This is a genomic window from Acinetobacter sp. AG1 (assembly GCF_001005525.1).
GTDB classification, from domain to species: Bacteria; Pseudomonadota; Gammaproteobacteria; order Pseudomonadales; family Moraxellaceae; genus Acinetobacter; species Acinetobacter modestus.
The window spans coordinates 24,935-47,080 of record NZ_LBMZ01000108.1; the positions used below are offsets into that span (position 1 = coordinate 24,935).

Annotated in this window: 21 protein-coding genes and 1 riboswitch; of the genes, 9 read left to right on the forward strand and 12 right to left on the reverse strand. The window is 39.1% G+C overall.

Features of this window, described 5'->3' with window-relative positions; genetic code table 11:
- The first annotated feature begins 33 nt into the window (after positions 1–33).
- Complete coding sequence (locus AAV96_RS08065) at positions 34–804, forward strand: hypothetical protein (protein ID WP_046738941.1); 771 nt, start codon at positions 34–36, stop codon at positions 802–804.
- A gap of 75 nt (positions 805–879) precedes the next feature.
- Here the strand turns inward: AAV96_RS08065 and AAV96_RS08070 are convergent, their stop codons facing one another.
- The 5 genes from AAV96_RS08070 to xerD all read right to left on the reverse strand — a co-directional run bounded on the left by AAV96_RS08070 (position 880) and on the right by xerD (position 6,324).
- Positions 880–1,707, reverse strand: a complete 828-nt coding sequence (locus AAV96_RS08070) for a hypothetical protein (RefSeq protein WP_046738942.1) — start codon at positions 1,705–1,707, stop codon at positions 880–882.
- A 134-nt stretch (positions 1,708–1,841) separates the two neighbouring features.
- On the reverse strand, positions 1,842–2,981 hold the full coding sequence (gene thrC / locus AAV96_RS08075; RefSeq protein ID WP_046738943.1) for a threonine synthase: 1,140 nt from the start codon (positions 2,979–2,981) through the stop codon (positions 1,842–1,844).
- Positions 2,982–3,039: 58 nt separating this feature from the next.
- The gene (locus AAV96_RS08080; RefSeq protein WP_004659413.1) at positions 3,040–4,341 is read right to left on the reverse strand and encodes a homoserine dehydrogenase; all 1,302 of its coding nucleotides are present in this window, start codon (positions 4,339–4,341) and stop codon (positions 3,040–3,042) included.
- Between the two features lie 127 nt (positions 4,342–4,468).
- Entirely contained in the window at positions 4,469–5,284 is an 816-nt protein-coding gene (locus tag AAV96_RS08085; protein WP_046738944.1) for a DsbC family protein, read from the reverse strand.
- Between the two features lie 119 nt (positions 5,285–5,403).
- The gene (xerD, locus tag AAV96_RS08090) at positions 5,404–6,324 is read right to left on the reverse strand and encodes a site-specific tyrosine recombinase XerD (protein WP_046738966.1); all 921 of its coding nucleotides are present in this window, start codon (positions 6,322–6,324) and stop codon (positions 5,404–5,406) included.
- Between the two features lie 150 nt (positions 6,325–6,474).
- Between xerD and AAV96_RS08095 the strand changes: the two genes are divergently transcribed.
- The 5 genes from AAV96_RS08095 to ftsW all read left to right on the forward strand — a co-directional run bounded on the left by AAV96_RS08095 (position 6,475) and on the right by ftsW (position 11,811).
- On the forward strand, positions 6,475–6,735 hold the full coding sequence (locus AAV96_RS08095) for a FeoA family protein (protein WP_034600743.1): 261 nt from the start codon (positions 6,475–6,477) through the stop codon (positions 6,733–6,735).
- The gene (gene feoB / locus AAV96_RS08100) at positions 6,732–8,585 is read left to right on the forward strand and encodes a ferrous iron transporter B (RefSeq protein ID WP_004659407.1); all 1,854 of its coding nucleotides are present in this window, start codon (positions 6,732–6,734) and stop codon (positions 8,583–8,585) included. The genes AAV96_RS08095 and feoB overlap by 4 nt, the downstream gene beginning before the upstream one ends.
- Positions 8,586–8,597: 12 nt before the next feature.
- On the forward strand, positions 8,598–8,849 hold the full coding sequence (locus AAV96_RS08105) for a DUF6587 family protein (RefSeq protein ID WP_046738945.1): 252 nt from the start codon (positions 8,598–8,600) through the stop codon (positions 8,847–8,849).
- A 399-nt stretch (positions 8,850–9,248) separates the two neighbouring features.
- A complete protein-coding gene (gene murD / locus AAV96_RS08110; RefSeq protein ID WP_046738946.1) occupies positions 9,249–10,607 on the forward strand; it encodes a UDP-N-acetylmuramoyl-L-alanine--D-glutamate ligase in 1,359 nt (452 codons plus the stop codon).
- A 10-nt stretch (positions 10,608–10,617) separates the two neighbouring features.
- Positions 10,618–11,811 carry a putative lipid II flippase FtsW gene (gene ftsW, locus AAV96_RS08115; RefSeq protein ID WP_046738947.1) on the forward strand — a complete coding sequence of 398 codons (1,194 nt, stop codon included), beginning with the start codon at positions 10,618–10,620 and terminating at the stop codon, positions 11,809–11,811.
- Between the two features lie 51 nt (positions 11,812–11,862).
- Here the strand turns inward: ftsW and gluQRS are convergent, their stop codons facing one another.
- From gluQRS to thiC, 5 genes are all read right to left on the reverse strand, one after another.
- Positions 11,863–12,804, reverse strand: a complete 942-nt coding sequence (gene gluQRS, locus AAV96_RS08120) for a tRNA glutamyl-Q(34) synthetase GluQRS (RefSeq protein ID WP_227505831.1) — start codon at positions 12,802–12,804, stop codon at positions 11,863–11,865.
- A 2-nt stretch (positions 12,805–12,806) separates the two neighbouring features.
- Positions 12,807–13,340 (reverse strand): RNA polymerase-binding protein DksA, encoded by a 534-nt coding sequence (dksA, locus tag AAV96_RS08125; RefSeq protein ID WP_004659397.1) that lies wholly within the window; start codon positions 13,338–13,340, stop codon positions 12,807–12,809.
- Between the two features lie 189 nt (positions 13,341–13,529).
- Positions 13,530–14,345 (reverse strand): 3',5'-cyclic-AMP phosphodiesterase, encoded by an 816-nt coding sequence (gene cpdA / locus AAV96_RS08130; RefSeq protein WP_046738948.1) that lies wholly within the window; start codon positions 14,343–14,345, stop codon positions 13,530–13,532.
- A gap of 19 nt (positions 14,346–14,364) precedes the next feature.
- Positions 14,365–14,976: an NUDIX domain-containing protein gene (locus tag AAV96_RS08135; RefSeq protein WP_046738949.1), complete on the reverse strand. Its 612-nt coding sequence runs from the start codon at positions 14,974–14,976 to the stop codon at positions 14,365–14,367.
- A gap of 75 nt (positions 14,977–15,051) precedes the next feature.
- Complete coding sequence (gene thiC, locus AAV96_RS08140) at positions 15,052–16,947, reverse strand: phosphomethylpyrimidine synthase ThiC (protein ID WP_004659392.1); 1,896 nt, start codon at positions 16,945–16,947, stop codon at positions 15,052–15,054.
- An 84-nt stretch (positions 16,948–17,031) separates the two neighbouring features.
- Positions 17,032–17,152: riboswitch (TPP riboswitch) on the reverse strand.
- Positions 17,153–17,298: 146 nt separating this feature from the next.
- Between thiC and phoU the strand changes: the two genes are divergently transcribed.
- Complete coding sequence (gene phoU / locus AAV96_RS08145) at positions 17,299–18,021, forward strand: phosphate signaling complex protein PhoU (protein WP_004659390.1); 723 nt, start codon at positions 17,299–17,301, stop codon at positions 18,019–18,021.
- 462 nt (positions 18,022–18,483) lie between these two features.
- Here phoU and AAV96_RS08150 read toward each other — a convergent pair whose 3' ends face one another.
- Positions 18,484–18,756, reverse strand: coding sequence for an oxidative damage protection protein (locus tag AAV96_RS08150; protein WP_004659388.1), 273 nt, complete (start codon positions 18,754–18,756; stop codon positions 18,484–18,486).
- Positions 18,757–18,765: 9 nt separating this feature from the next.
- The gene (argH, locus tag AAV96_RS08155; protein WP_034602814.1) at positions 18,766–20,199 is read right to left on the reverse strand and encodes an argininosuccinate lyase; all 1,434 of its coding nucleotides are present in this window, start codon (positions 20,197–20,199) and stop codon (positions 18,766–18,768) included.
- Here argH and AAV96_RS08160 point away from each other — a divergent pair.
- A complete protein-coding gene (locus AAV96_RS08160) occupies positions 20,190–21,332 on the forward strand; it encodes a sensor histidine kinase (protein WP_046738950.1) in 1,143 nt (380 codons plus the stop codon). The two genes, argH and AAV96_RS08160, sit on opposite strands and share 10 nt — an antisense overlap.
- A gap of 57 nt (positions 21,333–21,389) precedes the next feature.
- On the forward strand, positions 21,390–22,130 hold the full coding sequence (locus AAV96_RS08165; protein ID WP_004659382.1) for a LytR/AlgR family response regulator transcription factor: 741 nt from the start codon (positions 21,390–21,392) through the stop codon (positions 22,128–22,130).
- The last annotated feature ends 16 nt before the right edge of the window (positions 22,131–22,146 follow it).

Consider the following 22,146-nt stretch of genomic DNA (forward strand, 5'->3'; position numbering starts at 1 on the left):
TTTGATATCTAAAAGCTAAAATGGGGGGATAAAATGACGACTTATGTGATTCGTGAGAAATATTTTGGTTATAACGATGAAGTTTTTTATGCTTCGGGTAATAGAATTGCCAGTATTTTTGAGCAAAAAGAGCAAGCTGAAGCAACCTATAAACAACTTGAAATCAATGGAGCACGTGATTTTCCACTCTATGAAGTTGAATCATTATTTGATGCAGATGAAACATTATTAAAAAAATTGGATGATTTCGTTTTTTCTTGCTCAGGCGATCACATTTATCAAGACGGTGAGGTTTCTCGTGATACTTTACCTGAAAGTTTAAATGATGAAGATACTTTTGAGTTTATTCAACTTGCCAATATGCAAAAATTTCAACTGGTTCAGTTTGAACATGAGGCTAAATTTTATGCACTTTGGTCAGTCAAACAGCAGAAATGGGTGGAAGAGCACGATGAGTTTTTTGCCAGTTTAGCTTATGCAGATCAACCTGAACAGCTAAAAACGAATGTCAGAACCATTTTTGCAGATTACGATCATGGCGATATTGAGCTGAAAGGTTCATTTGAAGATTTATCGGAACAACCTGTGTTATTGCAAGCCTTAATAAAAAATAATAAAGCGTTAAAATATAATAATAAAAGTCAAACGTTAACCATTCTACAGGGCTGGGAGGAAGAGGGTTTATATGTGGTTAATCCTTTATTAAAACAGCCTTTATTTGAGATCAAAGAAATTGAGATTGAAGAAATCCAAAGAATAGAGAAAGATTTAGCTGCCCAATATAGTTACGATGATTACGAATAACTTTTCTTTCCACGGTTGCCAATAAAAAACCAGTTGCAAGCAACTGGTTTTATTTGTGGTAAGTAATATAAAATTTTATAATTTATCTTCATTAAATATATAAATCTGCGGATATTCTATACCAACGGAATCTTTTAATGTTGCTATACAACGATCTTGATCATTATAAATGAAATCAAAGCTGACTTTATTAAATGCGCCAACTTTTCCCCAAGATTTTCCTGAAATTTTTTCACATTTACTTTGTAATGCAGGGTCTAGTTTTTTGATGTCGAGATGATTGTTTAAATCTAATATGAATATATCTATTAATTGATTAAAAGCATTATCTGAAATTTTAATGAATTTTTCTTTGTTTATACTTTTCATTTCTGTGAAAGAACGATCTCTATATCTATAAAATTTCACTTTATTTTTGATCTCTGTTGTTAGTGTGAAATCTAAAAAAAAGTCGTTAGTTGAAGAAGATATAAATACAAATGGTATTATTTTCATATCAGTGTTTTGAGAGTCTATAATCTGTAAATGAATATTTTTTTCAGCAAATTGTTGTCTAATTTTTTCTTTAACATTTGATGAAAATTTTAATGTCTTTAGAAAATCAAGTTGATTATTGGTTTTATTGTTTGTTCTGCTTATATTGGAAAAAAATTCTGCAACAACCAGTGCATCTAAAGGACCTCCTATTACCACTCCCGAATTTGTTTGAAGTGGGGATTGTCCAATAAGAATTTGTGCATTTGGAATAGATTTATCAATTACTCTTCCATACCGAACCTTATTAACTTCTTCTGAGGATATAGAAATAGTATTTTGTGTAGTAAAGCTAGGATATTTTTTTAGAGGACCTGTACAACCCAATAATATGCTTGTTAATGATAATATGGTCAATATTTTTAACATTACTTTCTCATAATTTGAATTTATTAGTAAATATTATATTGAATTATTATTAAAGTAGAAAATGTTTTACTGATTATGAAATATTATATATTGGAATCAATCCACTCTACTAGGAGTGGATTGACTTTTTAATATTACATATTTGAAAGAATTGAATCTTTCACTTGAGCCATCGTTGCATCGATTGACAACATTACGGCATCAGCACATTGTTTGATTGCGGTATCAGGATCTTTTAAACCATTGCCCGTAACAGTACAAACGATTACCGAACCTTCAGCAATTTTACCTGCTTTGATGTCACGAATCGCACCGCCAATAGATGCTGCTGAAGCAGGTTCTACGAACACGCCCTCATACATAGAAAGTAAGCGTTGTGCTTCAAGAATTTCGCTATCTTGAAGTTCATCAAACCAACCTTTTGAATCGCGTACAACTGCTTTGGCATGATTCCAGCTTTGTGGGTTACCAATACGAATTGCCGTTGCGATAGTTTCTGGGCTTTCGACTGGAGCACCACGTAAGAATGGCGCTGCGCCAGAAGCTTGATAGCCTACCATCGTCGGTAAACCTTCTGGTTTAGGACCTGTGAATTGATCTGTTGCAGCATCATAGATAACTGATTCAAACTGATCCACAGGTTGATTTGCAACTGCTTCGGTATAACCCATCCAGTGAGCCGTGATATTACCTGCATTACCTACTGGTAAGCAGTGATAGTCAGGTGCACGGCCCAATGCTTCTACGATTTCATAAGCAATCGTTTTTTGGCCTTGCAAACGGTAAGGGTTGATCGAGTTTACAATTGTCACAGGCGCTTGATCTGCAACTTCTTTTACGAGGCGCATACCATCATCAAAGTTACCGCGGATTTGCATGGTGATCGCACCATACATCATCGCCTGAGCCATTTTACCCATTGCGATTTTGCCTTCAGGAATTAAAACAAAGGCTTTAATTCCTGCACGCGCTGCATATGCTGCTGCTGCTGCTGAAGTATTTCCAGTAGATGCACAGATAATCGCTTTTGAACCTTCTTCAACAGCTTTTGTTACAGCCATCGTCATACCGCGGTCTTTAAATGAACCTGTTGGGTTAAGACCTTCGTATTTCACATAGATTTCAACGTTTTTGCCAATAATACGTGGAATATTCTCAAGTTTAATAAGAGGAGTATTTCCTTCACCTAGAGAAATTGCACGTGTAGTTGCAGACACAGGTAAACGGTCACGATAACGATCTACAAGACCAGTATAACGATTGGCATTCGACATGATGGTGTTCCAATATGAGGTAGAGCTGGGAGAGGGAATACATTTTCCCTCAACCTGATTAACTATCGAGCGATTCTAAACGAATTCTTACGATTTCGCCACGAATAGCTGGTAATGCTTGAATTTGAGCAAGTGCTTCATCCATTTTTGATTCAACAATTGGATCTGTTAAAATCACGATTGGAATTAAATCTTTCAAGCGAGATTGCTGCATGATCGCATCAATGCTGATACCAGCACGGCTAAGGATGGTGGTTACATCAGCGAGTACGCCCGTTTGGTCTTCAGCATTTAAACGGATGTAGTATCCAGTCGTCATTTCTTCACGACTCAGGATAGGCATGTTCGTTAGTGCTTCAAATGCCAATTGTGGAATCGTTCCTGCACCATCTTCGGTATAAGAAATATCACGTACGATATCAATCACATCAGCAACAACTGCAGAAGCCGTTGGACCAGCACCAGCACCAGCACCATAGTAAAGCGTTGGGCCTACGGCATGTGCTTGTACCAATACCGCATTTTTAACACCGTTCACATTCGCAATCAGTTGTTCTGCTGGAATCAGTGTAGGATGAACACGTAACTCAATACCATTACTTGCACGACGTGCAATACCCAAATGTTTGATACGGAAGCCAAGCTCTTCAGCATATTTCACATCTTGTGCTGTAATTTTGCTAATACCTTCTGTGTAGACCTTATCAAACTGTAATGGGATACCAAAAGCACATGACGCCAAGATAGTGAGTTTGTGCGCAGCATCAATCCCTTCTACATCAAAAGTTGGATCTGCTTCAGCATAACCGAGTTCTTGAGCTTCTTTGAGGACATCATCAAATGCACGACCTTTTTCGCGCATTTCAGTCAGAATGAAGTTACCTGTACCATTAATGATACCTGCAAGCCATTGAATATGGTTTGCAGCTAGACCTTCACGAATGACTTTAATAATTGGAATACCACCAGCAACAGCTGCTTCATAAGCGATTTGAACAGCATTATCTTCAGCTGCTTTAAACAACTCATTACCATGTTCTGCAAGTAATGCTTTATTGGCAGTGACAACTTGCTTGCCATGTTTGATGGCTTCCATGATAACTTCATAGGCAGGATGAATACCGCCCATCACTTCGACTACGACATCAACATCAGGTTGACGTACGATGTCCATGAGATCATCACTTTGTTTGATCCCTTCGAGTTGTAAATCTGGACGTGGACGGCGTGTGCCTACATGTGTAATTTGAATTTCGCGACCGGTACGGCGTTTAATTTCAGCAGCATTTTCTTGTAATAATTTAAGGGCTCCACCACCTACAGTACCAAGACCGAGTATCGCCAGACGAACTGGTTTCACGTCACACTCCATTTTATTCAATCATTTTAATGAAGCTTGATCATAGCTAAAAAAGTGCGCAGACACTAGGGCTAAGATCATCTTTAATCTGTCGCCCGAGTCGTGGTGAGACGGTGTGGAGAATGTTTTATTTTTCTAGACGTTTAATGATTTCATCTGGAGTCATGTACCCACCTAAATACACACCTTCAACATTATAAATTGCAGGTGTACCATTCACGCCCATATTTAAGCCTAATTGATATTGATCACGAACTGGGTTTTTACATTCTGCTGATGCAACTGGTAAACCTTGCGCAGCTTGATCGAATGCAGCTTTACGATCTTGACTACACCAAATCGCTTGCATGGTTGGCATAAACTGCTCTCCGCGTGGCCATGCGATGTAACGGACTTCAATGCCTTTCGCATTAATTTCGGCAAGATGTTCATGTAGTTTGTGACAATAAGGGCAGCTTGAATCAGTGAATACATAAATGACGTGTTTCGCTTTACCCCCTTGTGCTGGGTAAACGATAAGGTCTTCTGTTTTGAGTGCTGCTAAGTGCTTTTTATTTTCAGTCGCTTGTAAAGCTTCACTCACATTTTTTAATTGTTTTTCACCAAGGCGAATAACATCGCCCTGAATGATATATTGTCCATCACTGGTCGCATAAACCGATCCCATACCTTCTAGGCTCACCCAAAATAAATTTGGAACCTCAGTTTTTTTAATGGTAAGAATTTTGGCATTAATATTGGCTGTTTTAAAATTTTTTTCTAAAGTAGAAACCAGACGTTGTTGCGCATTACGTTCATTTAACGTTGATGCTTCACCAGTAGCTGGCGCACTCGCTGTCAGAGCATCAGGCTTTTGTGCTGAATTTTCTTTTGAACAAGCACTGATCAAGAGTGTTGAAGTTAATGCACATGCAATAAACAACTGAGACCGAGTAAACAACATAAACAACCTTTCATACTGTATTTATAAGCTTCCCCAAGCATACCAAAAATTTAAATTGACTTCGTTAAATCTTGCTGATGCTGTGTGAATGAAATCATATTGATAGATAAAAGGTGGTTTTATCCTCTTGGATGGTATTTGTTATGTAGTTCTTGCATTCGATGCTGAGCAACATGCGTGTAAATTTGAGTAGTTGATAAATCACTATGGCCAAGTAACATTTGCACAACACGTAAATCAGCACCATGATTGAGTAAATGTGTTGCAAACGCGTGTCGTAATGTATGTGGGGATAGTTCAGCGATAATATTCGCTTGTAGTGCATAACGTTTAATCGCATACCAAAAATTTTGCCGACTCATGATGCCACCATGTTGTGTTAAAAATAAATAATCCGTACTACTTTTATAGAGTTGCGGGCGTGATTCAGCGAGATATTTTTCGATCCATTCACAAGCATGTTGTCCGAGCGGAACGAGGCGTTCTTTATTGCCTTTACCTGTAATACGAAGAAAGCCCTGTTTTAGATTAATCAATTCCAAACGTAAATTAAGTAGTTCTGATACACGTAAGCCACAGGCATATAACACTTCGAACATTGCTCGGTCACGGAGACCCAACGCCGTATTGACATCGGGTGCATTGATTAATGCTTCTACATCTTTTTCTGATAAATCTTTGGGTAAAGCACGTCCAATTTTAGGAGAACGATGGTTTGCAACGGGATTATCATCTCTGAGTTTCTGCTCTCTCAGAAATTTATAAAATTGACGTAAAGCAGACAGGCAGCGTGCAATGGAGCGTGGGCTTTTGCCTGCTTTAGTGAGTGCAATTAATACATCAGCAATATCATCACTCGACCATTGCGTTAATGTCACATTTGGATGTAACTCAGCACATTGAATAAGATCTGATAGATAGGCATTGCGTGTATGTGGACTGACGGTTTGTGCAACTAAATAATCACGAAATCCTTGTAGAAAACTGAGATCTTTAGGAATCGTAACAGGAGTAGGAATACGGGGTTTTTTATTTAGCATCATCAGCAGAATCCTTCATTCAATGGCACTGTAAAAGAAAAATGAATTGTTGTCGATCTGTCACAAAAGCAAATGCCATTGATATTGTTTTTGGTAATTATTCTCATTTGCCTGTATACTCTAGGAGAAAAGAGTTTAGGGTTAGAAGCGGTGCGATTGTCAGCATTAAAAGTCAAGCAAACGGCGATGATCACAAAAGTGAATCGCTTAGTAGATGATACCGAACAGCCAGATCTTGTGGCTATTCGACTAGAGAGTTTGGGTTTTGTGCCCGGTACACAAGTGCAAGTGATTACCAAAGGTATTTTTGGTGGCGATCCGATTCTAATCCAAATTGGTTTTACTCGTTTTGCATTACGTAAAACGGAAGCCGATAAAATTGAAATCCAATTTGAAGGAGCACCTGCATGAGTGATGCGTTACGTGTTGCCCTTGTGGGAAATCCAAACTGCGGTAAGACTTCTTTATTCAATCACTTAACTGGAACACGCCAGAAAGTTGCCAATTATGCAGGGGTCACAGTAGAGCGTAAGGTTGGACATTTTCAGTTGCCTTCTGGTCGAAATGTTCGAGTACTTGATTTGCCTGGAACATATAGTTTGCAAGCAACAAGCCCTGATGAAGAAATCACGCGTGATGTGTGTGAAGGTAAAATTGCTGAAGAAGGGCAGCAAGATGCATTTTTATGTGTTGTTGATGCGACTAATTTAAAGCTTCATCTCGGATTAGTGCTAGAAATTATTGAGTTAGGTCGTCCGATCCTTGTTGTGTTAAACATGATGGATGAAGCACGTCGCCGTGGAATTCAAATCAATACTCAAAAATTATCAGAGCGATTGGGCGTTCCCGTGGTTGAGACAGTCGCTGTGCGTAACTCAGGTATTGAGAACTTACTGCACGCATTAGATCAACAAAAATATACAGTGCCGCATACCGAACTCAGTGGTTTAACGGGTGAGCATCATCAAAAGATCCAAATTATTTTTAAAGATGTGGTGAATTTTGTTGATCAAGAAGATAAGCGAACCGATTTTCTCGACAAAATATTTTTGCATCCTGTGTTGGGTTTGTTAAGCCTCGCTGTGATGATGTTTATTGTGTTCCAAGCTGTATTTGCTTGGGCAGCTCCATTTATGGATGGGATTGAAGGTCTTTTTGGATGGTTAGGTACGACACTTGGTGCCTATATCTCGCAGCCTTTGCTCCATAGTTTAGTTGTTGATGGAATTATTGCTGGGGCGGGGGGCGTTATTGTGTTCTTGCCTCAAATTCTGATTTTATTCTTTTTTATTTTGGTTTTAGAAGAATCTGGCTATCTGCCGCGTGCCGCATTTTTGTTAGATAAATTGATGTTTAAAGCAGGCTTGAGTGGTCGTGCTTTTATTCCTTTATTATCAAGCTTTGCTTGTGCAGTACCAGGCATTATGGCAACCCGTAGTATTAGTGATCCACGTGATCGCTTTACCACGATTATGGTTGCACCATTGATGACTTGTTCAGCACGACTACCTGTCTATGCCTTATTGATTGCAGCATTTATTCCAAATCAAATGGTATGGGGAATTTTCAACCTACAAGGCTTGGTGTTATTTGGCTTATATATGTCGGGTATTGTTAGTGCTTTGTGTGTTTCGATTGTGATGAAATTTCTACAAAAAGATAAATCACAACATGCATTATTACTCGAGTTACCAAGTTATCGTATTCCTGATTTAAAAAGTGTCGGGATTGGATTATTAGACCGTGCCAAAATCTTTTTAAAACGTGTGGGTGGAATTATTTTCGCTCTTTCGATTTTACTTTGGTTCCTATGTACTTTCCCGCAAGCACCAGATGGTGCGACACAGCCTGCAATTGATTATAGCTTTGCAGGGATGTTGGGGCACTTGATACAACCAATTTTTGCTCCGATAGGATTTAATTGGCAGATTTGTATCGCATTAATCCCTGCGATGGCAGCGCGTGAAGTGGTTGTTGCAGCATTAGGGACGGTTTATGCCTTATCAGGGGCGAATGATGATGCTGTGGCACAAGGTTTATCTCATCTGATTAGTATGGATGGCACGGGTTGGTCATTGGCTACAGGTTTATCGCTATTGGTTTGGTTTATTTATGCTCCGCATTGTTTGGCAACTTTGGCAACCGTTCGTCGTGAAACAGGTTCATGGAAATATGTTGCAATTATGGCAACGTATTTGTTCGGCTTAGCTTATCTAATGTCTTTTTTCACCTACCAAATTGCATCACGCATTTGGGGCTAAAAGGAGTCGCTTATGTTTGAGTATTTGATTGTTGCCGTATTAGTGTTATGGAGCACTTTTGTCGTTTTTAAGAAAGTATTCCCTAAAACCGCAAGTTCCTTGTCGCTTATTTTGTCAAATATATGTCAGCGATTTGGTTGGCAGAGTTTGGCCATGTGGTTAAAACCAAAAGCTGTTATCGGATGTGCTGGTGGTTGTGGTTGCTCGACTGACACGAATGAACCACAAAATAAAGAAGCGATTCAAACAGTAAAATGGCGTTGAATCTCTAAAAGCTCACATTAGATTGTGGGCTTTATTTTTTGATACTCGTGATTGTGAGTTCTTTGAAAATATGTCTCTCTTTAAATACGGGTGTTTTTCTTATTTTAGATCATTCAAAAAGAACCTGTAGCATGAATATGCTGGATTAAATAAATATTTAAAATCAGTCAACTTCTCGCCCATCTTTGAAACATCCGATTGCTAAATTACATTCATTTTTAAGTAAAAATGATTTATATCTTGAATCAATAAGCCGAAAAAATAACAGTAAATTTTATCTGCTTAACACTTACGCACTGACACAAAAAATATCGAATAAAATGAAAACTGAAAAAGCATTTAAAACAGTAAAGTGCTAACATTTTTGCCATTCTGTAATCTGCAAAAAATGGGGCAAAAATGTTAATACAACGTGGTGGATTAAAAGTTGTAGCTGGCTTAGGGATTTCGGGAGTGTCAGCAGTCAACTTCCTACATGAGCAAGGCTACCAAGTTGCAGTAACGGATTCTCGGGAAACACCGCCAGGGCATGATCAAATTCCTACTGGTGTTCGTACCAGTTTTGGAAAGTTGGATACAGAACTTTTATTACAAGCAGAAGAAATTATTCTTAGTCCAGGACTTGCCCCTCAATTGCCAGAAATTCAACAAGCAATTGAACAAGGTATTCCTGTTGTTGGTGATATTCAAATACTATGTCGTGCTACTGAAGTCCCAATAGTTGCAATTACAGGCTCAAATGCAAAAAGCACAGTAACGACGCTGATTGGATTAATGGCACAAGAAGCTGGTCGAAAAGTCGCTGTGGGGGGGAATTTAGGACGTCCCGCACTAGATTTGCTCAAAGATAAGCCAGAGTTAATTGTTTTAGAGTTATCTAGTTTTCAGTTAGAAACAACCTCGAATTTAAATGCAGAAGTCGCAGTTGTTTTGAATATGAGTGAAGATCATTTAGATCGTCATGGTGATATGCTTGGTTATCACAAGGCCAAACATCGAATCTTCCAAGGCGTGAAAAAAGTGGTCTATAACCGCGATGATAATTTAAGTCGTCCGCTTGTACCTGATGTTACACCGATGCAAAGTTTTGGTCTGAATGCACCTGATTTAAATCAATATGGTGTGCTTCGTGATGCTGATGGCACGATGTGGTTAGCACGTGGTAGAGCGCGTTTGATGAAAACCTCAGATATGTATATTCAAGGTATGCACAATGTTGCTAATGCACTCGCATGTTTGGCGTTGGGTGAGGCGATTGGTTTAGATACAGCATCCATGTTGGAAACACTCAAGCACTTTAAAGGTTTAGAGCATCGCTGTGAATATGTGAAAACAGTTTCTGGGGTGCGTTACTATAATGATTCTAAAGGAACCAATGTAGGTGCAACCCTTGCTGCAATTGATGGTTTAGGTGCTGCTATTGAAGTGAAACATGGCAAACTAGCCTTGATTTTAGGGGGGCAAGGTAAAGGGCAGGATTTCAAACCATTACGAGATGCGATTCAAAAATATGTAAAATCAGCGATTCTGATTGGTGAAGATGCGGCTGTGATTGAACAAGCTATTCAAGGTACCACCGTAATTCAACACGCAACGAGTTTATCGGAAGCTGTAGCACTCGCACAGAAATATACTCAAGTTGAAGATGTCGTTTTACTATCACCAGCTTGTGCAAGCTTTGATATGTTTAAAAGCTATAATGATCGTGGACATCAATTCGTGGCATGTGTAAATGCCCTGAATGAAAATAAAAATTAGGAACTGATCTATGGCTGATTTAGCCCCAAATACGGTACAAAAGATTTCACAATTATTGAATCGTTTACCTAAACTCCCTGCCGAAATGACAGCGCGTAATGTGCTCATTTTTTGTGTAATTTGTTTGCTGTGTTTCGGTTCGGTCATGGTGGCGTCTGCATCAATGCCATATGCTGAATATATTCATGAGAATCCATTTTATTTCTTAATTCGTCATGGAATTTCGATTGTTGTTGCTGCCGTAGTGGCATTCTTAACCTATAGAGTTTCCTTGAATTTATGGTTTAAAAATGCTTTTCCATTATGGCTTGTGACGATGGTACTGCTATTGGCAGTGTTGGTCGTTGGTTCTGAAGTAAACGGTTCACATCGTTGGATTAAGCTTGGTGGTTTTACCCTACAACCGACGGAAATTGCGAAAATCGTAATGGCAATTTTTACCGCTGACTATGTTGTTCGCCGCGCTAAAGAAGTTCGAACGCATTGGAAAGGCTTATTGCGACTGAGTGGTGTCATGGCTTTGACAGTTGGATTTATTGTGGCAGAGCCCGATCTCGGTGCAACGGTTGTTATTGTCCTCATGATGGTTGGCGTGTTTTTCTTGGCAGGTGCACCAGCAACTCAATTTTTAATTATGCTTGGGGCAATTCTGGCAGGGATTACTGCCCTTATTTTATTTGAACCATTCCGTTTCCAGCGTTTAATTTCCTTTACGAATCCTTGGGCTGACCCATTAGGTGTCGGTTATCAGTTATCAAATGCGTTGATGGCATTTGGACGTGGAGAATGGATTGGAACAGGTTTAGGACACAGCGTACAAAAGCTTTCCTATCTTCCAGAGGCGCATACAGACTTTATGTTAGCGGTTCTTGGCGAAGAATTTGGCTTTGTTGGCGTCACCTTGGTGATGGTATTGTCCTTTACTATGTTGGCGTGCTGTATTCGAATAGGACATCGTGCTCTGCAACATAACTATTTACGCGCAGGCTATTTAGCATATGGCATTAGCATTATTTTTCTTATGCAAATTTTGGTAAATGCTGGCATGAATATGGGCTTAATGCCGACTAAAGGTTTGACTTTGCCATTCATTAGTTATGGCGGTACATCTTTAATGATGTGCGCTGCGATGATTAGTTTAATTCTGAAAATTGATGCTTCAACTCAAGAATTAAACCCTGTAAAAGAAGAGTCGAATTTCTAGGCTATTTAAACAATAAAAAGGCTCTGTCATTATGCAGGGCTTTTTTATTACTTATAAGAAAACACCATTAAGATGAATGCCTTTTGGGATTCGATTTATATCCCATTGTTGTACGGCTTGTTGAAGCATGATTCGTGGCTGATCAAGTTCTATAGCAGATTGACCTAAAGCTAAAATGGCCTGCTGTAAGAGCTCAGGTGCCTGATTGATATCTAGCGCTTGAGCCAAATTTTGTTTAGATAATTTTTGCCTTTGATCATTCATGGCAAGGGGGAGGTGCATATAGTTGAGAGATGGGTAATTCAGTAAAGAGCCTAACCAAATTTGTCTGACGGTATTGTCTAAAAGGTCTGCGCCACGCACCACATGCGTAATACCTTGTAAATAGTCATCTACCACGACAGCGAGTTGATAACTAATAATGCCATCACGGCGTTTTAAAACAAAATCACCCAAGTCATATTTAAGATTAGAGCATAACTGACCCTGTAAGCGATCTTGAAAACAAATCTGTTGATCCGTGACTTTTAAACGAATGGCTTGATCAGCAAACTCTAAATTTAAATCGCGACAGGTTCCTGCATAGATATGATTTGAACCCAGTATTTTTCGTGTGCATTGGCAGGCATAAATCGCATCGGATTGCTTGAGTTGCTCAAGTACCTGTTCATAGATATCGAAACGATCTTTTTGGAAAATAATCTCAGCATCTGGTTCAAATTGAAAGGCATCAATGCAAGAGAGGATATGTGTTTCGCTATTCGGAAAAATACGAGGAATATCGGTATCTTCGATGCGAACTAGCCATTTCCCTTGATTGGCCTTGGCATCGCAATAACTGGCAACTGCGGTAATCAAAGAACCAAAATGCAATGGGCCGGTTGGCGATGGCGCAAACCGACCCACATATGAGCAGCGATTAAGCAAAGCACCGCTTTGCCGCTGCGCAAGAGCGAAGCTATGCTTCGCTGCATGGTTTAACACAGCTGTCAAAATTAACCGTTATTTTGCTTTTCTTTGATTTCAGCCAAAGTTTTGCAATCAATACACAAGGTCGCCGTAGGGCGAGCTTCTAAACGACGTAAACCAATTTCAATACCACAGGTTTCACAGAAACCGTAGTCTTCATTTTGAATTGCTTCAATAGATTGTTCGATTTTACGAATGAGTTTACGCTCACGATCACGTGTACGTAATTCAATCGCAAATTCTTCTTCTTGCGTTGCTCGGTCGTTGACGTCAGGAAGAGCAGTTGACTCATCTTGCATTGTGTTCAATGTACGATCAACTTCAGACATTAACTCAGCTTTCCATGCATTTAAAATTTGGCGGAAATGCTCAAGCTGTCCTTCAGACATATATTCTTCATTTTTCTTCGGCTGATAAGGTGCAATTCCAAATAAGCTTGCAGTTGTACCACCTTCTGAAGCTTTTGGTTTGGTTTTACGTACGCGTTTCACAGCCGATTTTTGATCGTCGATCACTTCTGTCTGTTCGTCCAAGACTTGATTTTGGTTGTCATTCGCCATATAGGGCATTCCTCATCTTACACGTACTATCTATACGCAAAAAATATGGTGATATGCAAGTGTTTTTATAGAAACCTAAGATGGTTTTTTCCATCAAGGGTCGACATCATATAGAGTTTTTCAAAAAGATGGTAGTCATTCCCGTCCAGATTTTGTGAGAAAACGATAATGTAATTTGTAATCAAAAGTTTAGTCATATCCCAAGACTTCAGAGCTATTCATTCGCTGTGAAGTTGATAAACGATAGACCTGAGTTTCGATTTCTCCATTTGCTTTAAGCTTAATAAAGCGGTAACCCGGATGTTCTTCATCAAGTGCAAACTTATCACTTTTAGGTTTAAACTGTATGCAGGTTGATGGCGTTGATAAAAATTGAATACCTTGCCATGTGTTAATAGAATCTTGGTGGACATGACCACAGATGATGGCTTTGATATTTGAAAAAGGTCGAATCGTTTCGAGCAAATCAGATGAGTTCTTTAGTTTATGTTGATCAATCCAAGCAGATTCCATCGCAAAAGGATGGTGATGGCAGGCAATCATAATATGGCGATCATGATGTTTTTTTAATAATTCTGTTAATTGTTCAAGGCCAGCCTCTGCAATTTTGCCATCAATTCTTGTTGGCTGTGAGCTATTAAGTAAAATAAGGCACCAATCGCCAATTTCTACGACAGTAGGTTGATGTGGATCTGCTCCATGAAAAGGGAAGTAAGATACATCATCATGATTGCCGGGCGTCTGAAAAAAGGGAATACCTACACTCTGCATATGCTTAAGATAGCGATCATAAGTCACAGTTGTTGGGTTTTGTGCTAAATCTCCAGTATGCACAATCATATCTATCTGCGGATGTTGTTGGCGCATCAAGTCAATTACTGCATGAAAGCTTTGTTCAGGATGCATCCCGACAAACTCTAAATGCGGATACTCCAATAGATGAGTATCAGTAATTTGTATGATCACAAAATCTTTTTGTGATAATTTTGAGACTTGGAAAGTCACCGTCTTACCCCTTTCAGATTTATTGTCGTTGTATATGTTGACTAAGCCATTGTAATGCCATGATGACAGGGGCATTCTTCAAGCGATTATTTTTGAATAACATCGTGATTTCAGCGTAATCAAATAGATGGAGTTGAATATCTTCTCCTTCATCTGGAACGCCAAAGATGCCTCCATTGCTTGGTAAATCAACTTCTGCAGCATATAAATGAAAAAACTCAGCGCATGCACCAGCAGAAGGATAAAAACTGAATAAATGCTGCAATTCATTAATTTCGCAGCCTGATTCTTCTAGACTTTCACGACGAATACAGGTTTCTGGGGATTCATTTCCATCCAGTACACCAGCAATGATCTCAAGTTGCCATGCTGACTCGGAGTCATTTAATGCACCAACACGAAATTGTTCAATAAGTGCGAAACGTTGTTGCTGATTGTTATAAAGTAAAACGCCAGCAGCTTTTGGACGATGTATAAGTTCACGCTGAATAATTGGTGAATATTCAGATCGATGAAATAGTCGGTGCGTAAGATTCACTTTCTCAACTTGAATGAATCCTCGGAATAAAAACTCTCGAGATTCTATCGTAACGTCGGATGCTGAATAGCTGGCGTGGTCAAGAATATTCATCTTCAATCAGGATGAGATTGTACATATCTCATCCTAACCGAGAATGATTCGTGGGCAAATCTTTTTTTAGTCGATTTACAGTTTGTGGTACAATTTTTGACCATGTTCCTGATAAGCGGTTTTCATTGCATTGAGACCTGCTTCAACATCTGTTTCAGCATCATTTGATTGCTTGGCATTGTGCTGATTTTGGGCATAATCTCGCACATTCTGCGTGATTTTCATCGAGCAAAATTTTGGTCCACACATAGAACAGAAATGTGCAGATTTGTGTGCTTCTTTGGGTAAAGTCTCATCGTGCATGCTACGTGCTGTATCAGGGTCTAAGCTGAGGTTGAACTGGTCATCCCATCGGAATTCGAAACGTGCTTTCGACAATGCATTATCACGAACTTGAGCACCCGGATGACCTTTGGCTAAGTCTGCTGCATGTGCTGCAATTTTATAAGTGATAATACCATCTTTAACATCTTTCTTATTTGGTAAACCTAAGTGCTCTTTCGGTGTGACATAACAGAGCATTGCTGTGCCATACCATCCAATCATTGCAGCACCAATTGCAGAAGTAATATGATCATAACCCGGTGCGATATCGGTGGTGAGTGGGCCAAGTGTGTAGAAAGGTGCTTCTTTACATACTTCAAGTTGTAGATCCATATTTTCTTTAATCATATGCATAGGCACATGACCCGGACCTTCAATCATCACTTGTACATCATGTTCCCAAGCGCGATGTGTGAGTTCACCTAATGTTTTAAGCTCGCTAAATTGAGCCTCATCATTTGCATCCTGAATACAGCCCGGACGTAAACCATCACCTAAGCTAAATGAAACGTCATAGGCTTTCATGATTTCACAGATTTCATCGAAATGCGTATACAAGAAGTTTTCTTGATGATGAGCAAGACACCATTGCGCCATAATTGAACCGCCACGAGACACAATACCTGTGAGACGATTTGCTGTCATAGGCACATAGCGTAATAACACACCTGCATGAATGGTGAAATAATCTACACCTTGTTCAGCTTGCTCAATCAAAGTGTCTTTAAAGATTTCCCAAGTGAGATCTTCCGCGACACCATCTACTTTTTCTAAAGCTTGATAAATTGGAACAGTACCAATTGGTACAGGAGAGTTACGGATAATCCATTCTCTGGTTTCATGAATATTCTTACCCGTCGATAAGTCCATGATAGTGTCCGCGCCCCAACGCGTTGCCCATGTCATTTTAGCAACTTCTTCATCAATCGATGAACCTAGAGCGGAGTTCCCAATATTGGCATTAATTTTTACTAAAAAGTTGCGACCAATGATCATTGGTTCAATTTCAGGATGATTAATGTTGGCAGGAATAATCGCACGACCTGCGGCAACTTCTTGACGCACGAATTCAGGTGTAATTTCTCTTAAATTCTGAGCACCAAAGTTTTGTCCTGCATGCTGACGCATGTCTACGCCTTCACCTTGGCGTTGATTTTCACGAATTGCAATATATTCCATTTCAGGCGTAATAATGCCCTGTTTGGCATAATGCATTTGCGTAACATTTTTACCAGCCTTAGCTCGACGAGGGTTTTGAATATGAGCAAAACGAATGTCAGCAGTACGAATATCTTTTAAGCGAGCCTGACCAAAATCAGAACTTAAACTTGAGAGTACATCGGTATCATCACGTTCTTCAATCCAAGTTTGGCGGACAGAAGGTAAACCTTGATTTAAATCAATTTGTACATCAGGATCTGTATAAACACCTGATGTGTCATAAACCATTACAGGTGGGTTGTATTCACCCCCTAGACCTGTCGGTGTTTCTGTCAAACTAATTTCGCGAAATGGAACTTGGATATCTGGGCGAGAACCTTCAACATAAACCTTGCGTGAAGCAGGTAAAATACGGGTTAAATCTTTAGCATCTTGCTCATGTTGAGCAGAAATATCAGCAGAGGGAAGATTCGTTAACTGGTTCATGGCATGATCCTTATGTATTACATTAACGAATCAAGCACGAGCAAAAACGATAGCGAATTTATCTCTTTGATAAATAAAGGCGAGGCTTTTGTTGGGCTTGATTCCTACGCAGGTGTTAACCTGATCAGGTTCAACGGTACTCATCTTTAAATCTTGTGATTAAGATAATCTCAGCAGTTAATTAACTGCGCTCCGTCAAGCTAGGTATTTAGACTAACAGATTTTTAGATTTTTGTTTTATCAATTCACACCAATCGACTTTTGACTCAGCTGTGTTATTGTCATAAAAGTTTCATCATTGCTGTGTTTTAATCACCAATCATTTTTCCATGTGTCTAGTGGAGGCATACTGTGAGTCCAAGTAATCCTGTGTTAAGTCACCATATTTCTTCACAATTTAATGAAGACTTACAAGATGTACATACCAAATTTATGACGATGGGTGGCTTAGTAGAGCAGCAGGTTGCAAATGCAATTCATGCTTTATTAGACACAGATGAAAATTTGGCGATTGATGTTCAATTTAAAGATAATGTTGTTAATCAATATGAGCGTGATATTGATGAAGGTTTAACCTTGATTCTTGCTCGCCGTCATCCTGCTGCAATTGATTTGCGTATGGTAATTGCGATGAGTAAAGCAAATACAGATTTAGAGCGGATTGGTGACGAAGCTTCAAAAATTGCTCGTATTGCGCAAAATTTATGTGAAGAAGGTGAGTCTCCACGCGGTTATATGGAAACACGCCATATTGGTAACCAAGTGCGTGTTATGATTCATGATGCTTTGGATGCTTTTGCGCGTTTAGATGTTGATCAGGCTTTAAAAGTGGTGATGGCAGACGTGGATATTGATCGTGAATATCAGTCTGCAACACGAACCTTGATGACCTACATGATTGAAGACCCACGTCATATTGCTCGTGTGATTAATGTGATGTGGGTATTGCGTTCGCTTGAGCGAATTGGCGATCATGCACGTAATATTTCAGAGCAAGTTATTTATATGGCAAAAGGTATGGATGTACGTCATACCAGTATTGAAGAAATCGAACAAAAAGTGAATCAAAAATAATCACCAAATAAAGATTCAAAGCTGCTACATAATGAGCAGCTTTTTTATCGCCATACGTTGCATAAAGTCATCGGAAATGAGGTAATCATTAGGTAAATTTCAAGAGTAGTCATCCAATAATTTCTCAAAATCCTAAGGTATTTTTTATTTTGGGGTTAGCGTAGTTTGAACAACGTTGCTGGGGGCAATTTATTGTCCTAATATAATCGCGAATATAAATTTATATCATACAAATAAAAAAATCCCAGACTTCGGGGGAAAGTCTGGGAGAGAAATATCATGTGTTGCTTGAGATATCTAACTATCTCTTTGTGTTTCTGTTATTCAATATAAGCGGAGAGCGTTGATCTGTCATGTAGACAACTGTGTATACTCTGTAACCCTTTATTACTTATGTAAATGTCACGTAAAAAGAGAGCTATATTCAGCTCTCTTTTATTCAGTGGTGTTAGCTGAAATGATTTACTTTTGTTCCGTCCAACCTTCTGCTTTTTCAACACTTTCGTCATTGTTGAAGAACTTCTCCCGTTGCTCTTCAAGAAACTTCTTCGCATCGGGTTCGAATACATTGAGTCGTTTTTCATTAATGAGTGTGGTTTGGTGTTTTAACCATTCTTGCCAAGCCTGTTTTGAAACCGTCTCAAAGAATTCTTGACCTTTTGCACCTGGGAATGGTGCAAAGTCTAAACCGTCAAGCTCTTGTTTATATTTGCGGCAAAATACTTGTCTAGTCATGATTTATCCTTAAGCGTACAACTGTTCTAGGCGAGTGTGTGCACGAGTAATAGCTGCTTCAACTTGTTTTGGTGATGTCCCGCCGATATGATCACGCGCATTCACAGAAGCTTCTAAAGTTAAGGCTTTATCAAATACATCTGCTTCGATCAAATCAGAGAATTGTTGAAGCTGTTCCAGTGTCAATTCAGATAAATCTTTTTCTTCAGCGACACCAAGCGCAACTGCTTTACCTACAATTTCGTGTGCATCACGGAAAGCAACACCTTTCTTCACAAGGTAATCAGCAAGGTCAGTTGCTGTAGAGAAACCACGAAGCGCTGCTTCACGCATAATTTCAATGTTTGGAACGAGTGCAGGCACCATGTCTGCAAAAGCCATTAAGCAACCACGTACGGTATCAATCGCATCAAACAAAGGTTCTTTATCTTCTTGGTTGTCTTTGTTATATGCCAATGGTTGACCTTTCATTAAAGTCAATAAGCTGATTAAATCACCAAACACGCGACCTGATTTACCACGCACAAGTTCAGGTACATCTGGATTTTTCTTCTGAGGCATAATTGAAGAGCCTGTGCAGAAACGATCTGGGATGTTCACGAATTTAAATTGTGCTGAAGTCCATAAAATCAGTTCTTCAGACATACGTGATAAATGCATCATGATCAATGATGCGGCAGCGTTAAATTCAATCGCAAAGTCACGATCGGAAACAGCATCAAGCGAATTTTCAGAAACTGCTTCAAAACCCAATAATTCTGCTGTATATGCGCGATCAATTGGGTAGGTTGTTCCTGCTAAGGCTGCTGAACCGAGTGGCATGCGATTAACTCGTTTGCGGCAATCTTGAAGGCGTTCAGTATCGCGAACTAACATCTCAAACCAAGCCAACAGGTGATGACCAAAAGTCACGGGTTGAGCTGTTTGTAAATGAGTAAAACCAGGCATGATAGTGTTGGTATTTTTACTTGCCAGACTGAGTAGGCCTTTTTGTAAGCGTAGTAATAGACCTAAAATGTCATCAATTTCATCGCGCAAATATAAACGGATGTCAGTTGCAACTTGGTCATTACGGCTACGACCAGTATGTAATTTTTTACCTGTAATGCCGATACGTTGAGTCAAGCGAGACTCAATGTTCATGTGTACATCTTCTAAATCAATACGCCATTCGAAATTACCCGCTTCGATTTCGGCTTTGATTGTATTCAAACCTTGGATAATATCATCACGTTCAGCTTCAGTCAGTACACCAACTTTAGCAAGCATGGTTGCATGTGCAATCGAACCTGCAATATCTTGTTTATAAAAACGTTGGTCAAATTGAACAGATGCGGTAAATTCTGCAACAAATGCATCTGTTGCTTCAGAGAAGCGACCGCCCCACATTCCAGAGGTTTGATTAGGGCTTGCTGAAGAAGAGGATTGAGAAGATGTGGTCATGGCGGCTCAGTAAAATAAAAAAGAGTATAGCAAATCCAAACGTAGTTGCTGAAATTCGACGCAAGAAGTTATCGAAAACACGTCAAATGAGTCCAGCAGGGTCCTATTTTTTTACGAAAATAAGGCAATCGCAACACTTATTGGAATTAATTGTAGCAAGTAATGTTTTGGCAATGGTACTTGCACTTGCAGAAGCTCGTTCTTGGCAAGCAGTGGAAAGTATCCGAGTTTTTCAATACATGCTTTTTATTAACTGGATAATTTTATCGTTTTCTGCTTTTGTTGACTATTTTCAAGAGTTTTTTGCCAAATTTAGTCAGAAAATGGCGTTAATTTTAGGTTTTATTTTTCTTCAACTTATTGTTTTACTTACCACTTGTGTCATTAATATAATTCAATACTGGGGTTCATCAACCAATGAGTTTTCTGAAGATATCTTATTTCAAGGTGTAAGTCTGCATTTGGGGTATGGCATCTTGCTTGGTGCTTTCTGTTTGCGTTATCTCTATATGCGAGAGCAATGGATGAATCAGCAATATAGTGAGCTGAATGCACGGATTCAAGCCATGCAAGCACGTATTCATCCTCATTTCTTATTTAATAGTTTAAATAGTGTCGTAAGTTTGATTTCAATTGATCCTGACAAAGCAGAAAACATGTTGATTAACTTGTCACGATTATTCCGCGCCAGTTTTCAAGAGTTGAAATTGGTGAGTTTGGCTGAAGAAATTGACTTGTGTCAGCAGTACTTAAGTATTGAAAAATTACGTCTAGGAGAACGTTTAAAGGTAGAATGGAATATACAGGCGACGTCTTTAGAATTAAAACGAGTCACGATTCCATTATTAACATTGCAACCTTTGCTAGAGAATAGTATTTTTCATGGGGTAGAAAAAGTTTTACAGCCCTCAACCATTAGTGTATTGGTTGAAATATTGCAAAATCAAGTCAGTATAGTCATTACTAACCCTTATTCTCACGATACAATAAAATCGAGACAAGGGAATGGTATTGCAATAGAAAATGTGAAGCAACGTCTAAAAGCCTATTACGGACAGACAGTGAAGTTTCAGGTTTATGGGGGAGTATCGTTATATACCACGGTGGTAAGTTATCACTATCGAGTAAAATAATAAGTTAAGTTAACCATAAAAATGACGGATGAAGTTAACGGTGACAAGGAGGAGAGGATGAAAGTTCTGATTGCTGATGATGAACCTCTCGCAGTAGAGCGTTTGTCACGTTTAGTGACCCAAATGGGCCATGAAGTGATTGCGACGGCGCATCATGGGCAGGATGTGTTAAACCATATTGAAAATGATTCGCCCGATGTTGTTCTATTAGATATTCAAATGCCTGGAATGAACGGATTGGAGTGCGCTGAGCAGATCAGTCATCTTAGCCCTCGTCCAGCTATTATTTTTTGTACGGCATATGATCAACACGCATTGGAAGCGTTTAAGTTTCAAGCACAGGGATATTTGCTCAAGCCTATTGCACAACAAGATTTACAACAGGTGTTCAATAGTCTGACGCAACTTACACAAGCACAAATGACTGGTTTACAACAACAAGACGATATGTACGATACTAAAACTCAACGCCATCAAATTGCTGCGAAAACTTATCGCGGGGTCGAACTTATTCCAATAGAGAATATTTACTATTTTCTAGCAGATCAGAAATATGTCACTGTTCGTCATCGAAATGGCAGTGTATTAATTGATGAAACTTTAAAAGATCTAGAATCTGAGTTTTCAGATCGTTTCATTCGAATTCATCGTAATGCTTTAGTTTCTCTTGATTATTTAGAAGGTTTGGAACTGATTGCGGCTGGTCAGTATCAGGTTAGATTGCGTGAGCTGGATGAACGCTTATCTGTGAGTCGCCGTCATTTACCAAGCTTAAGAGAATGCATGCATCAATTATAAAATATTGAGCTTAAGT